We start from the raw sequence: 13497 nt of genomic DNA, 5'->3' as shown, positions 1-13497 counted from the left end.
GGCGAAACCGCAGTAAGAGAGGTTTCAGAGAGAAGCGCGACGATTCTGGCTCCTTTCCCGCGCTGCGCTGGCCGTTAATGTTAAGCGTAGTACACCGACGATCGTTGTCACACTTCTGCTCATCAGCTTCCCAAAACTACCTCTAAATGGTTAGCATAAGACACTATGCAGCGAGCGTTTTGCGCCTGTGAAAAACCATTTTCTGTTCAGCCGAACGCAGGATTTATTGTTATCCCATCAAAGGAGAGACCAACATGAAAGCAGCTGTTGTCACCAAAGATCATCGCGTGGATGTGGTAGAGAAAACGCTGCGCGCGCTGCAGCATGGCGAAGCGCGCCTGAAAATGGAGTGCTGCGGCGTTTGCCATACCGATCTGCACGTAAAAAACGGGGATTTTGGCGATACCACCGGCATAACGCTGGGCCATGAAGGCATCGGCATCGTGGAAGAGGTCGGCCCTGGCGTTACCTCGCTGAAGCCGGGCGACCGCGCCAGCGTGGCCTGGTTTTATCAGGGCTGCGGCCACTGCGAATACTGCAACAGCGGCAACGAAACGCTCTGCCGCGAGGTGAAAAATGCAGGCTACAGCGTGGATGGCGGCATGGCGGAAGAGTGCATCGTAGTGGCCGATTATGCGGTAAAAGTCCCGGATGGACTCGATCCGGCGGCGGCCAGCAGCGTCACCTGCGCGGGCGTCACCACCTATAAAGCGGTGAAAATTTCCGGCATTCGTCCGGGCAAATGGATCGTGATTTACGGCCTTGGCGGCCTCGGCAACCTGGCGCTGCAGTATGCGAAAAACGTCTTTAACGCCAAAGTTATCGCCGTGGATATTAATGACAACCAGCTGGCATTTGCCAAAGAGCTGGGCGCCGATATGGTGATCAATTCGCGCAACGAAGACGCGGCGAAAATCATTCAGGAACGCGTCGGCGGCGCCCATGCTGCGGTGGTGACCGCCGTGGCGAAAGCAGCCTTTAACTCGGCAGTGGACGCCATGCGCGCCGGTGGCCGTATCGTCGCCGTCGGCCTGCCGCCGGAGTCGATGAGCCTGAATATTCCACGTCTGGTGCTGGATGGCATTGAGGTGGTCGGTTCACTGGTCGGGACGCGTGAAGATCTGGCCGAGGCGTTCCAGTTCGCCGCCGAAGGCAAAGTGGTACCGAAGGTACAGCGCCGCGCCATCGAAGAGATCAACGATATTCTGCACGAAATGGAAGAAGGTAAGATTGTCGGTCGTATGGTGATCGATTTCGCCATGAAATAAACGACACGCCCGGCGCGCGTTGTCGCGCCGGGAAGAGGTAACTCATTTTAGTACGCGTACTTATTGCGCCGTGTATATTTAAATTATCTCAGTACGTACATATCACGCAGGCGTGCTTAAATCATTTCAGTGCGCAGCGGTCGGCGTTGATGGCGGCGCGACTGCAGCCAGCTAACATACGCCTGGTCCCAGATTGCCGCTGGCGTTCCCGCTTTCCCCAAACCAAAACCGTGGCCGCCGCCACTGATCTGCACCCATTCCACCGGCACGCCTACCCGACGACAGGCCTCGCGCATAATGGTTGAGTTTTGCGGCGGCGAAACGCGATCGTCCTCGGCCTGCGCCAAAAAGGTCGGCGGATAGGCGGCGGTAACATAATTTTCAATCGACCACTCCGCCTCTTCCTGCGGCGTGGCGTGCCTGCCGGTCAGAATGCGATGGGTCGTGGTGTGGTTATAAGGCGCTTCCAGCGTAATCACCGGATAGATCAGGCCAATGCTGTCGATGACCGGCGCGGTAGCGTCCAGTTCATCCTGCGGCGGATAGCTGGCAAATCCCGATCGCGCCGCCGCCATGCCGAGCAGATGCGCGCCAGCAGAAAAGCCCAGCGCATGTACGCGCCCTTCCATCGCCCGCACCAGCCGAATCGCGCGCTGCGCATCCTGCAACGCCGCCAGCGCGCCCGCATGCCACTTCTCGCCCGGCAGCCGGTAGCTCAGCACATAGGCGGTATAGCCGAAACTGTTCAGCCAGTGCGCCACCGGCCAGGCTTCGCGTCCCATGCCAATCCAGTTATAGCCGCCGCCCGCAGCGATCAGCACCGCTTCGCCGTTAGGCGATTCCGGCTGAAAGCGTTGAATCGAGGGACAGACGATATTAGACCAGGAGCCAGACTTGTTAATATGCAGCGCGCCCGTTGGGCCGCCGCCGCCCGGCGGCGCGTCAGGCCACAGCGGGATTACGTTCTGTCGGGCGAACAGGTTGCCGGTTTTTATCGAAAACAAACCGGCACCGGCTCCCAGAAGAAAACGCCGACGACTAATCATGCTCAATTCCGTCAAACTTTAACGTTAAAACCCGCGAGTAACAGGACAACGGGCAGCGCAATCCGCGCTGAATAACGCGGATCGATAACAATGCTGGAAGCTGCCTTGCAAGACCGACGCTGAACAGCGCCGTGACGCCTATCTTAGCGCGAAAAATGTGATTTCCGTCAAGCTATTTTGCCTTCGCTGATTGCTGGCGCCGCTGTGCTTCCTGTTCCTCTCGCCGCTTTTTCTCTTCCTCCTCTTGCCGCGCCTGTTGCCACGCCTGACGACGTTTAAGCAGCGGCGTGACCGTGATGCCGTGGACGATTACGCTCGCCATCACCAGTGTTAACGCCATATTCGCCATCGCATTGGCCTGCGCCCCGGACATGCCATGCATCAAGGCGTAGGCGGCATAGTTAAGACTGCCGATGCCGCGAATGCCCAACCAGCCGATAAGCATACGCCGCCAGAAAGGAATGCCGGTTTTAATGGTTGCAATCCACACCGCCAGCGGGCGGATCACCAGAAACAGAATGGCGGCCAGCAGCAGGCCGGTGCTGTTCCAGTGCAGCGCCAGCGTGACGCCCAACACCACCACCATCAGCGCCGCCAGCAGGCGCTCGACCGTATCGCCAAACGACAGCGCATCGCCGACCACCAGCCCGACCGTGTGCGCCGGGCCGTAATTTTCCTGCTTATGACGCTGGTTAGGGTTTACCAGCGCCTCTGCGGGTGCCAGGCGTTCGTCTTCTGATTGCTGCTCCGGCGGATAGGTGCGCACCACATAAATTTCGGCGCGGCGTAGCCCGATGCCCGCCGCGAAGGTTGCCAGAAAGCCCGACGCCTCGACGGCCTGCGCGGAAGCATAGGCGATGGCGATCAGCGCCAGCGCCAGAAAATCGTTCGGGGCATTATCGTTGTTCACGCTACGCAGCTTGGTCGCTATAATGCCGATCAGACGGCCAAAGCTATAACCAATCAGCGTGCCCATACCGATGGCCCACAGCACATCTTTCGCCAGCCAGTGACCGAACAGATCGGCGGAGAGTGGTTCGGTGTTGTGAAACAGCAGCAACGCCAGCATCAGCAACGGCAGCGCCGAGCCGTCGTTCATGCCCGCCTCGCTGGAGAGCGCCACGCGCAGCGCATCATCATCGCCCGCATGGCTGACGGAGATCAGACTCGCCAGCACCGGATCGGTCGGCGCAACGATGGCGGCGAAGGCCAGCGACAGCGGCCAGGAAAAACCGGTAATCAGATGAACCACCACCATCATACCCAGCACCGTCAGCAGCATTGCCGGAAACGCTAACAGCAGGCCATCGCGCCAGCTGGCGAATTTTAGCGGCAGACGCAGCTTCAGGCCGGTAATAAACAGCGAGGCCGCCATGGTAATTTCTGTAATATGCGCGGTCAGTTCGGGATGGCTTAGCAGATCGAGAGAGATAAAATTGAGTGCCCAGGGGCCAAAAAGAATGCCAATCAACAAAAACAGGCCAAAGGTCGTCACCGGGCCGCGATGTATCCAGCCCGAGGCTAACGACATAATCAGTAATAACCCGCCGCAGATGGCGGTCCAGGCAAGGAAATCCATATTTCTCCCGTGATAGTTGCAATCTGAATGGATTAAGCCTGGCATATATCCATGACGGCGGCGGGGAAAACCGTATTGACCGAAACGCGGGCGCGCACGGAAAGCGGTTTAGCGAAGGGGAGCGCAAAGCGACAACTGTCTGTCAGGCAATAAAAAAGCCATGCCGGTGAGCATGGCTTTTCACCGTCGTGTCTCTGTTTCACTCCGCTGACCTTATAACGTTCAGTAACCCGCAGTCACAATATTAAACGCGGGGGTTTTTCGTTCAGCGACGGGCCGCCAGACAGTTACTGTTTTTTCTCCTGCCGCGACAGCGCGTCGAGCCAGCCCATCACAAAGGCCGAGAACACGAAGGTCAGATGGATAATCACGTACCACATCAGCTTATCGTTAGCGACATGGCGCGCTTCCATAAACACCCGCAGCAGGTGAATCGATGAAATCGCTACAATCGAGGCCGCCACTTTGTTTTTCAGCGAGCCGGAGTCCATTTTGCCTAACCAGCTCAGCTTCTCTTTATGATCGTCAATATCCAGTTTAGAAACGAAGTTCTCGTAGCCGGAGAGCATCACCATCACCAGCAGGCCGCCAACCAGCGTCATATCCACCAGCGACAGCAGCATCAGGATCAGGTCGTTCTCTGCAATCTCCAGAATATTGGGCAGCAGATGAATGATTTCCTGGAAAAACTTAATGGTCAGCGCCAGCAATCCCAGCGACAGGCCGATATAGACCGGCGCCAGCAGCCAGCGCGAAGCGTACATCAAATTTTCAGTAAAGCGTTCCATAACATCCAGTCGATTTAATTAACAAAGAGGCTAAGTATAACCGAAGGTTTGTGAAGTTATTTCAACGCTTCGTTGACACTATCAGGCAGCGCGGGCGGTGCCGTTTGCGGCAGTGAAATCAGGAAGCTGACGCCGCCCGCTGACCGTGGGTGCGCGCTGATTTCACCGTGGTGCATTTCAATAATCGCTTTGCAGATCGCCAGCCCAGCCCGACGCCGGGTACCGCGGACTCTTTATCGCCCCGGAAAAACTTGTCGAAGATCTTCTCCTCCTCGCCGGCGGGAATGCCCGGCCCGCTGTCCCAAACCTCAATCTCCAGTCGACCGTGTTGTTCCTCAGCACGAATGCCGCGCGGCGTCTGCGCGCCAGCATATTTCACACTGTTTTCCAGCAGATTGATAAACACCCGCTCCAGCAGCGTGCTGTCGCCGTGCAGCCAGATCAGCCGATCCGGCAGCGCCAGCTGAACATTATCGTGCGGCAATAGCGTCGCCAGCTGCGTTAACGCGCTGCCGACAATTTCCTCCAGCGCCAGCCACTCCTGTTGCAGGTTCAGGCCGCCCGACTGGATGCGCGCCATATCGAGCATATTGCTCACCAGCCGAATGGTGCTGAGGGTTTGCTCGCGGATCTGACTGGCCTGTGGCGCGAATTTCGAGTTCTCTCCGGCGAGATCGAGCATCAGCATTTCCGCCTGGCCGAACAGCACCGTCAGCGGCGTGCGTAGATCGTGCGACAGCGCCGACAGCAGCGCGTTACGCAACTGTTCACGCTCCGCCGCCAGCCGCGAGGCCGCCTCGCTGCGCGCCAGCGCGACACGTTCCAGCGCGTTCGCCAACAGGACGCTGTAGGTTTCCAGCAGCCGCTGCTGTTCCGGGATCATTAACTGACGCAGATTATCCGGCTCAATCACCAGCAAGCCCCAGTTTTTGTCATGGGTTTTCAATACCAGCATCTGCCAGGGCATGGCGGGCAGCGTATCGGTTCCGGCCCCGGCGGGCTGCCCTTTGCTGAAGCTCCAGCGGGCGATAGCGTCGTCGGGCGGCAGCGTCAGGCTGCTGCTGCCGACCACCGCCAGCTCGCCGTTTTGGTTCGGCAACAGTAACGCGCTACGCGCCTGCAGCGTGGCGTGCAGGCTGCGCTGTCCGGCGGCGGCAATATCCTCATAGCGCAGCGCGCTGCTTAGCGATCGCGCCATTTCATACAGATAGCGCGCCCGCTGTTCGCGGTGGCGCGCCACCCGCGCCTGGTAGCGCACGCCCGCCGTCAGGTTGCCGACGATCACGCCCACCGCCAGCATCACCGCAAAGGTCACCAGATACTGTAAATCGGAGACCGCCATGGTGCCGGTCGGCGCGACAAAGAACAGGTCGAAGGCGAGAATGTTCATCACCGTCGCCGCCACCGACGGCCAGCGGCCATAGCGCAGCGCGATAATCACCACGCCCAGCAGGTAAATCATTACGCCGTTGGCGGTATCGAAGCCGGTCAGCCAGAACTGGCCGATGGCGGTAATCAGGCCGCACAGCACCAGCGCCGCCGCCATGCCGCGCAGCTGTGTCGCCCACTTTTCGCCAACGCTGCGCGTGTCATTAAGCTGGCCGGGCGCCTCGCGCGGCGTCTCATCCAGCGCCACCACCACTAAATCAAGATCCGGCCCCAGCTTGCCGAGGCGATCGGCAAAGCTGTCGCGCCGCCAGCGCCGCGTCGGACGCCGACCGATCACAATTTTGCCGAGATTATGCTCGCGTGCGTAACGCAGCACTGCCTGTGCTTCGTCGCCCTCTGTCAGGGCCGCCGTTTCCGCGCCCAGCTCCTGCGCCAGCCGCAGCGTGGCGAGAATGCCGCGCCGCCGCGCTTCGGAAAGACGATAAAGCCGCGGCGTCTCCACATAAACCGCATGCCAGACGCTGCCGAGCCGTGAGGCCAGCCGCGCGGCGGTACGCACCAGCTTTTCGCTGCCGGTATGGTCGCCGATGCAGAGCAGAATGGCATCGCGCGTATGCCAGACCTTTTCCCGTCCCTGCACATCGCGCCAGGCGCGCATCTGATCGTCCACCCGATCGGCGGTGCGCCGCAGCGCCAGCTCGCGCAGCGCGAACAGATTGCCTTTGCGAAAAAAGTTCTCAATCGCCCGCTCCGCGCGATCGCCAACGTAAACTTTGCCCTCTTTCAGGCGCTGACGCAGATCGTCCGGCGGCAAATCCACCAGCACCACTTCATCGGCCTTATCGAAAAAGGGATCGGGTACCGTCTCGCGCACCTGAATGCCGGTAATGCCGCCCACCACGTCGTTCAGGCTTTCCAGATGCTGAACGTTCACGGTGGTCATCACATCAATGCCCGCTTCCAGCAGCTCATCAATATCCTGCCAGCGTTTGGGATGACGCGAGCCGGGCACGTTGCTGTGCGCCAGCTCGTCCATCAGGATCACTGCCGGACGCCGCGCCAGCGCCGCATCGAGATCGAACTCCTCATAGCGCGAGCGGCCAGTGGCCCGACGCGGCAGGATCGCTAATCCCTCCAGCAGCCGCGCCGTCTCCTCGCGCCCGTGCGTTTCGACAATGCCCACCAGCACATCCAGCCCCTGAGCGCGCAGCCGCCGCGCCTCCTGCAGCATGGCAAAGGTTTTGCCCACGCCCGCGCAGGCGCCAAAGTAGATTTTTAGCTTGCCGCGATGCGTCTCCTGCAGCAGCAGGGCGTCAGGATCGGGGCGGACTCTCTCGTCGTTCATGACTTTCCAACAGGTAGAGGTGCGATCAGCGCGCGGTAGTCAGCGCATCCAGGGCCATATTTAGTTTCACCACATTCACCCCCGGCTCGCCAAGAAATTTCAGCAGCGGACGATCGGTATTTTCGGCAATCAGCCGCTGCACGGTGTCGAGCGGCAGCTGGCGCGCCTGCGCCACGCGTGCCGCCTGCCATTCGGCGGCGGCGGGCGAAATTTGCGGGTCCAGCCCGCTGGCGGAGGCGGTAACCAGATCGACCGGCACCGCGCTGCTGGCCTGCGGGTTCGCGGCGCGCAGCATCGCGACCCGTTCGCTCACCGCCTTGTCCAGCGCCGGATTGCTGGCGGCCAGGTTGCTGCCCGACGAGGCCGCCGCGTTATAAGGCGTTTCCGCCGTTGCCGACGGGCGGCCCCAGAAATAATCCATCCGCGTAAAGACCTGGCCGATCAGCGCCGAACCGCGCACGCTGCTCTCCTCCGGCAGTAGTGAACCGTTGGCCTGCGCCGGAAAAATTCGCTGAGCCAGCTGCGTTGTGACCAGCGGATAAACGCCGCCGGTCAGCAGCGCCAGCAGAATAAACAGTGTCAGAGCAGGACGTAAAAGCGTCATAGCATTCTCCTCAGGCCCAGCCCAACAGGGTGAGCGCAATATCAATCAGCTTAATGCCGACGAAAGGCACCAGCAGGCCGCCCACGCCGTAGAGCCACAGGTTACGACGCAGCAGCGCCGCCGCCGCCAGCGGGCGATAGCTGACGCCTTTCAACGCCAGCGGGATCAGAAACACAATCACCAGCGCGTTAAAAATCACCGCCGACAGAATGGCGGAGTTGGGCGAATGGAGCTGCATCACGTTGAGCATGTTGAGCTGCGGGTAGGTAGCGGCAAAAGCTGCCGGAATGATGGCGAAATATTTCGCCACGTCGTTAGCGATACTGAAAGTGGTCAGCGAGCCGCGCGTCATCAGCATCTGTTTGCCGATATGCACCACTTCCAGCAGCTTGGTCGGGTTAGAGTCGAGATCGACCATGTTGCCCGCCTCTTTCGCCGCCTGGGTACCGGAGTTCATCGCTACCGCGACGTCCGCCTGCGCCAGCGCGGGCGCGTCGTTGGTGCCGTCGCCGGTCATCGCCACCAGTCGGCCTTCCGCCTGATACTGGCGGATCAGCGCCAGCTTCGCTTCCGGCGTCGCCTCAGAAAGAAAATCGTCCACGCCCGCCTCTGCCGCAATCGCCGCCGCAGTTAACGGGTTGTCGCCGGTGATCATCACGGTCTTGATGCCCATTTTGCGCAGTTCGGCGAAGCGTTCGCGGATGCCGCCCTTCACAATATCCTTCAGCGCCACCACGCCCATCACCCGTTCGTTTTCCGCGACCACCAGCGGCGTGCCGCCGCTGCGCGCCACCTCTTCCACCAGTGCCTCCACCTGCGGCGGGAACACGCCGTGATTGGCGGCGATATGCTTGCGCACCGCGTCCACCGCCCCTTTGCGAATGCTGCGATCCTGCACATTGACGCCGCTCATGCGCGTTTGCGCCGAGAAGGGAATAAAGGTGGCATCCATGCTTTGCAGGTCGCGCTCGCGCAAATTGAATTTCTGCTTCGCCAGCACCACGATGCTACGCCCTTCCGGCGTTTCGTCCGCCAGCGACGCGAGCTGCGCCGCATCTGCCAGCTGCTGTTCGCTGACGCCCGGCGCGGGCATAAAGCGGGTCGCCTGGCGGTTGCCGAGCGTAATGGTGCCGGTTTTATCCAACAGCAGCACGTCCACATCACCCGCCGCCTCGACAGCGCGTCCGCTGGTGGCGATCACGTTTGCGCCCAGCATCCGGCTCATGCCCGCTACGCCAATGGCGGAGAGCAGCCCGCCGATGGTGGTCGGGATCAGGCAGACCAGCAGCGCCACCAGCACCGTGACGCTGACCGCATGGCCGCCCCAGGCGGAGAATGGCCACAGCGTGGCGGTCGCCAGCAGAAAGACGATGGTCAGCGAGATCAGCAGAATGCTCAGCGCGATTTCATTCGGCGTTTTACGGCGCTTCGCCCCTTCCACCATCGCGATCATTCGATCGAGAAAGGTTTCGCCCGGATTGACGCTGCACTGGATCACCAGCCAGTCGGAGAGGATGCGCGTGCCGCCGGTGACGGAGGCGAAGTCGCCGCCCGATTCACGGATAACCGGCGCCGATTCGCCGGTTATCGCGCTTTCATCCACCGACGCACCGCCTTCCACCACCTCGCCGTCGCACGGGATAATATCGCCCGCTTCCACCAGCACCCAGTCTCCCTTGCGTAGCGTTTCCGCCGCCACCTGTTGCCAGGCCGCATCGTGACGCGCCGCCGGGAGCTTTTTCGCGAAGCTGGTTTTTTTCACCCCTTTCAGACTGTTGGCCTGCGCCTTGCTGCGCCCTTCCGCCAGCGCCTCGGCAAAGTTGGCAAACAGCACGGTAAACCAGAGCCACAGCGCGATCGCGCCGGTAAAGCCTGCGTCGCCCTCTGCCTGTCCGGCGACCATCGCCGCCGCCAGCAGCGTGGTCAGCACGCTGCCGAGATACACCAAAAACATCACCGGATTACGAAACTGCACGCGCGGATGCAGTTTTTTGACCGCATCGACGATTGCGGCGCGCATCAGCGCTGCATCAAACAGCGCCTGTTGTTGACGACTCATCAGCTTCTCCGCCCGTTAACGCGAAATCAGTTGTAAATGTTCTGCCACCGGCCCCAGTGCCAGCGCAGGAATAAAGGTCAGCGCACCGACCAGCAACACGGTGCCGATCAGCAGGCAGACAAACAGCGGGCCGTGCGTCGGCAAGGTGCCGCTGCTGACCGGCTGGATGCGCTTGGCCGCCAGCGAACCGGCAATCGCCATCACCGGAATGATGATGCCGAAGCGCCCGACCAACATGCAAAACGCCAGCAGCAGGTTCCAGAACGGCGTATTGGCGCTCAGTCCGGCGAAGGCGCTGCCATTGTTGTTGGCTGCCGAGGAGACGGCGTACAGCACTTCGCTGAAGCCGTGCGTGCCCGGATTCGCCATGCCTGCGCGTCCGGCGTCGGTCATCATCGCCAGCGCGCTGCCGAGCAGCACCAGCATCGGCGTCACCAGAATCGCCAGCGCGGTCAGCTTCATTTCGCGCACGTCGATTTTTTTGCCGAGGTATTCGGGCGTGCGGCCAATCATCAGCCCGGCAATAAACACCGCCAGCACCACAAACAGCAGCATCCCATACAGCCCTGCGCCGACGCCGCCGAACACCACTTCGCCCAGCTGCATCAGCCACATCGGGATCATGCCGCCCAACGCAGTAAAGGAGTCGTGCATGGCGTTTACCGCGCCGCAGGAGGCCGCCGTGGTTATCACCGCGAACAGGCTGGAATTCAGAATGCCGAAGCGCGTCTCTTTGCCTTCCATATTGATGGCGCTGTCGGCGCCGAGCGTAAGAAAGTGCGGGTTGCCGCGCAGTTCAGCCCACATCACCACCGCAACCGCGGCAACAAACATGATGGTCATGCTCCAGAGCAGCGCGTGTCCCTGACGCCGATCGCTGACCACTTCGCCAAAGGTGAAGCAGAGCGCGGCGGGGATCAGGAAAATCGCCAGCATTTCGATGAAGTTGCTGATGGCGGTGGGGTTTTCAAACGGATGCGCGGAGTTAACGTTAAAGAAGCCGCCGCCGTTGGTGCCGAGCATTTTAATCGCTTCCTGCGAGGCGACCGGGCCCAGCGCCAGCGTCTGCTTTGCGCCTTCCAGCGTTTGCAGATCGACGCTGGCGCTCAGCGTCTGCACCACACCCTGGCTCACCAGCAGCAGCGCGATAATCAGGCTCAGCGGTAGCAGCACAAACAGTGTGATGCGCGCCAGATCGCGCCAGGCATTGCCGAGCGTCGCCAGCGATTTACTGGCGAAACCGCGTATTAAGGCGAACGCTACGGCGATGCCGGTTGCCGCCGACAGGAAGTTCTGTACCGTCAGGCACACCATCTGGCTGAGATTGCTCAGGGTGGTTTCGCCGGCGTAGGATTGCCAGTTGGTGTTGGTAACAAAGCTGACGGCGGTGTTCAGCGCCAGATGCCAGCTCAGGTTAGGCAGCTGCTGCGGATTGAGCGGCAGCGCCTGCTGCGTCATCAGAATCACCATTAGCAACAGCAAACCCAGCGCGTTAAACAGCAATATCGCCAGCAGATAGTGCAGCCAGCCCATGCTTTTTTTATCCACGCCGCCGACGCGCCACAGAATATCCTCCAGCGCGGGCAACAACGGCCTGTCGCGCACCATGCCTGCCAGCGCTTTGCCAAGCGGATGCGCCAGCAGCAGTAACACCACCAGATAGCTGGCGACCAGTAAAAATGCGGAGGCGATCATCAGAAAGCCTCCGCATTGATCAGGGCGTAAAACAAATAGCCCAACAGTAAAAACAGCAGCACGATACCGGCCACAATTCCCATACTCACAGCCACCTCCACGGCGCATTTCAGTTAGCCGCAAGGGTAGATATCGGCGTATAAAATTGGCGTTAAATTCGCGGGGCGCGGTGTAAAAAAAGTATAAAAATGGCGAGGAAAGCGGCGGTAACAATAGCAGTTGGTCGTTTACCAGCGTGGTAGTAAATACGAAGAGGCCGTCCAGTCCCGTATCTCCCGCTGGAATATCAGGAACGGGTCATCGGTTTGGTGATAGTGGTTATGTGATGCTCTATCGACACGATCGGGAAACAGATCGAGTAGTGATCATTACAATCCGTCACCAAAAAGAAGCCGGATACCAGGGACCAACAAAATAGAGCATCCGAAACGATGTAGAAGCCGCCGTCTACTTCCAGCACCGGGCTCTGTAACCAGAATCAGCGCCTCTGTTACCACTCCTGTAACCTTTAAGGCCTGCGCCGAACTCCGCTCCCTGACCAAAGGGCGCAGTTATACACCCAATGCTACCCTCGCCACGCGACCCCGTCTTTTTTACCGTTTCGTTCTCTGATTCAGACAGATCTTCCCCCAAAGCCGCCATCCCTTCCTACACTTACTGGCAAAGGAGGAAAGTGATGTTAAAACTGATTCGTTCATTGTTCACCAGCCCGGAAAAGCTCTTACAGGTAATGTCACAAGATGATGTGCAGGATTCCATTGAAGATGGCGATCGTATCGTTATCGATGAAAATGGCAGCGCGATGGTCAATATTCACAGCAGGGAGGTGCAGAACGATTTTGCCCGCCATGTCGATGCGCTAAAGAGGGCATAAGATGGGAACCGCGATATTTATGGTGCTGATGGTGTGCGGCTACTGGTACAGCAGCCGCGATCTCTCCACTCGCTTTAAATTCAAACGCACTTTTGGCTGGGACGTTTATTTCCTGGTCGCGCTTTACGGCTGTATTTTCGTTATTCAGGGCGTGATTGCCACGGCGCTTGTCTGGCTGACATTATTGGGCGCTTCAGCAGTCATGAACGAGCTGCCGCAATATTTCGGTACCGAGCATCATCGTTACCATATTGAATTTATGAACTGGAGCTTCCTCGGCATTCAGGCGCCGGTCGTTATTATGTTGACCTTTGCCGTGCTGTTTTGCCTCTATCGTTCTAACTGGGCGGGCAGTGCGCGTCTTGATGGTCGTGGTCGGCGTGAACTCTATAACTCACTGACGCGCGCCAACGGCGTGGAGCATCTGCTTTATCAATGTATGGAAAGCGGCGATCTGGCCTGGATTACCCTTACCTCGCACCGCATCTATATCGGGATGATTATGTCCTCCTCATTTGACAGCTCCGATGCCAATAACCTGGTGTTGATTCCGATGCTGAGCGGCTATCGCGACAAGAACTCCCTCGATCTGGTGGTGGAACATAATTACAGCGCCTGGTACGCCAGACATGACATTACGTTGACCTCCGAGCCGCAGTCAGCGCTCGATTTCCGCAAAGTGATCCTGCTCGATCAGATCGAAAGCCTGTCGCTGTTCGATCCTGCCAGCGCGCTGGCATTAAATATGCGCGAAGACAGCGACTAGCCCGCCGCGCCGGAAGAATATGCTAAGGTGAAATTTCACTCGCGGGCGGGCAAATTAGCGCGCCCGCTCTTTGCCGGAGTTTGT

At 59.5% G+C, this 13497-nt stretch carries 10 protein-coding genes and 2 pseudogenes; 4 read left to right on the top strand and 8 right to left on the bottom strand.

Annotation, left to right across the window (positions count from 1 at the left end):
* The first annotated feature begins 254 nt into the window (after positions 1-254).
* Positions 255-1268 (top strand): alcohol dehydrogenase AdhP, encoded by a 1014-nt coding sequence (gene adhP / locus P3C52_RS01120; protein ID WP_275553391.1) that lies wholly within the window; start codon positions 255-257, stop codon positions 1266-1268.
* A gap of 116 nt (positions 1269-1384) precedes the next feature.
* Here the strand turns inward: adhP and P3C52_RS01115 are convergent, their stop codons facing one another.
* The 8 genes and pseudogenes from P3C52_RS01115 to kdpF all read right to left on the bottom strand — a co-directional run bounded on the left by P3C52_RS01115 (position 1385) and on the right by kdpF (position 11862).
* Positions 1385-2314, bottom strand: a complete 930-nt coding sequence (locus P3C52_RS01115; RefSeq protein WP_275553390.1) for an alpha/beta hydrolase — start codon at positions 2312-2314, stop codon at positions 1385-1387.
* A 172-nt stretch (positions 2315-2486) separates the two neighbouring features.
* Positions 2487-3893, bottom strand: a complete 1407-nt coding sequence (locus tag P3C52_RS01110; protein ID WP_275553389.1) for a cation:proton antiporter — start codon at positions 3891-3893, stop codon at positions 2487-2489.
* Between the two features lie 287 nt (positions 3894-4180).
* A complete protein-coding gene (locus P3C52_RS01105) occupies positions 4181-4681 on the bottom strand; it encodes a TIGR00645 family protein (RefSeq protein ID WP_275553388.1) in 501 nt (166 codons plus the stop codon).
* 56 nt (positions 4682-4737) lie between these two features.
* Positions 4738-7415, bottom strand: a pseudogene (kdpD, locus tag P3C52_RS01100) (two-component system sensor histidine kinase KdpD).
* Between the two features lie 25 nt (positions 7416-7440).
* Positions 7441-8019 (bottom strand): potassium-transporting ATPase subunit KdpC, encoded by a 579-nt coding sequence (gene kdpC / locus P3C52_RS01095; protein ID WP_275553387.1) that lies wholly within the window; start codon positions 8017-8019, stop codon positions 7441-7443.
* 10 nt (positions 8020-8029) lie between these two features.
* Positions 8030-10078: a potassium-transporting ATPase subunit KdpB gene (gene kdpB, locus P3C52_RS01090; RefSeq protein ID WP_275553386.1), complete on the bottom strand. Its 2049-nt coding sequence runs from the start codon at positions 10076-10078 to the stop codon at positions 8030-8032.
* A 15-nt stretch (positions 10079-10093) separates the two neighbouring features.
* Entirely contained in the window at positions 10094-11773 is a 1680-nt protein-coding gene (kdpA, locus tag P3C52_RS01085) for a potassium-transporting ATPase subunit KdpA (RefSeq protein ID WP_275553385.1), read from the bottom strand.
* Positions 11773-11862: a K(+)-transporting ATPase subunit F gene (gene kdpF / locus P3C52_RS01080; RefSeq protein ID WP_275553384.1), complete on the bottom strand. Its 90-nt coding sequence runs from the start codon at positions 11860-11862 to the stop codon at positions 11773-11775. The genes kdpA and kdpF overlap by 1 nt, the downstream gene beginning before the upstream one ends.
* Before the next feature lie 165 nt (positions 11863-12027).
* Here kdpF and P3C52_RS01075 point away from each other — a divergent pair.
* The 3 genes and pseudogenes from P3C52_RS01075 to P3C52_RS01065 all read left to right on the top strand — a co-directional run.
* Positions 12028-12191, top strand: a pseudogene (locus P3C52_RS01075) (type II toxin-antitoxin system RelE/ParE family toxin); the annotation flags it as partial.
* Between the two features lie 258 nt (positions 12192-12449).
* Positions 12450-12647, top strand: a complete 198-nt coding sequence (locus P3C52_RS01070) for a hypothetical protein (protein WP_275553383.1) — start codon at positions 12450-12452, stop codon at positions 12645-12647.
* A gap of 1 nt (position 12648) precedes the next feature.
* Positions 12649-13413, top strand: a complete 765-nt coding sequence (locus P3C52_RS01065; RefSeq protein ID WP_275553382.1) for a hypothetical protein — start codon at positions 12649-12651, stop codon at positions 13411-13413.
* Positions 13414-13497: the final 84 nt, after the last annotated feature.

The organism is Mixta sp. Marseille-Q2659 (genome assembly GCF_940807255.1).
Lineage (GTDB): Bacteria > Pseudomonadota > Gammaproteobacteria > Enterobacterales > Enterobacteriaceae > Mixta.
The sequence above is the reverse complement of the archived record's forward strand: the minus strand, read 5'-3'. Positions and strand labels throughout refer to the sequence as shown.

What these genes read in the sequence shown, in the direction of transcription:
- P3C52_RS01110 (WP_275553389.1), bottom strand. Translation starts at nt 3,893, where the DNA reads ATGGATTTCCTTGCCTGGACCGCCATCTGCGGCGGGTTATTACTGATT.
- P3C52_RS01115 (WP_275553390.1), bottom strand. Translation starts at nt 2,314, where the DNA reads ATGATTAGTCGTCGGCGTTTTCTTCTGGGAGCCGGTGCCGGTTTGTTT.
- P3C52_RS01070 (WP_275553383.1), top strand. Translation starts at nt 12,450, where the DNA reads ATGTTAAAACTGATTCGTTCATTGTTCACCAGCCCGGAAAAGCTCTTA.
- adhP (WP_275553391.1), top strand. Translation starts at nt 255, where the DNA reads ATGAAAGCAGCTGTTGTCACCAAAGATCATCGCGTGGATGTGGTAGAG.
- kdpC (WP_275553387.1), bottom strand. Translation starts at nt 8,019, where the DNA reads ATGACGCTTTTACGTCCTGCTCTGACACTGTTTATTCTGCTGGCGCTG.
- P3C52_RS01065 (WP_275553382.1), top strand. Translation starts at nt 12,649, where the DNA reads ATGGGAACCGCGATATTTATGGTGCTGATGGTGTGCGGCTACTGGTAC.
- kdpB (WP_275553386.1), bottom strand. Translation starts at nt 10,078, where the DNA reads ATGAGTCGTCAACAACAGGCGCTGTTTGATGCAGCGCTGATGCGCGCC.
- kdpA (WP_275553385.1), bottom strand. Translation starts at nt 11,773, where the DNA reads ATGATCGCCTCCGCATTTTTACTGGTCGCCAGCTATCTGGTGGTGTTA.
- P3C52_RS01105 (WP_275553388.1), bottom strand. Translation starts at nt 4,681, where the DNA reads ATGGAACGCTTTACTGAAAATTTGATGTACGCTTCGCGCTGGCTGCTG.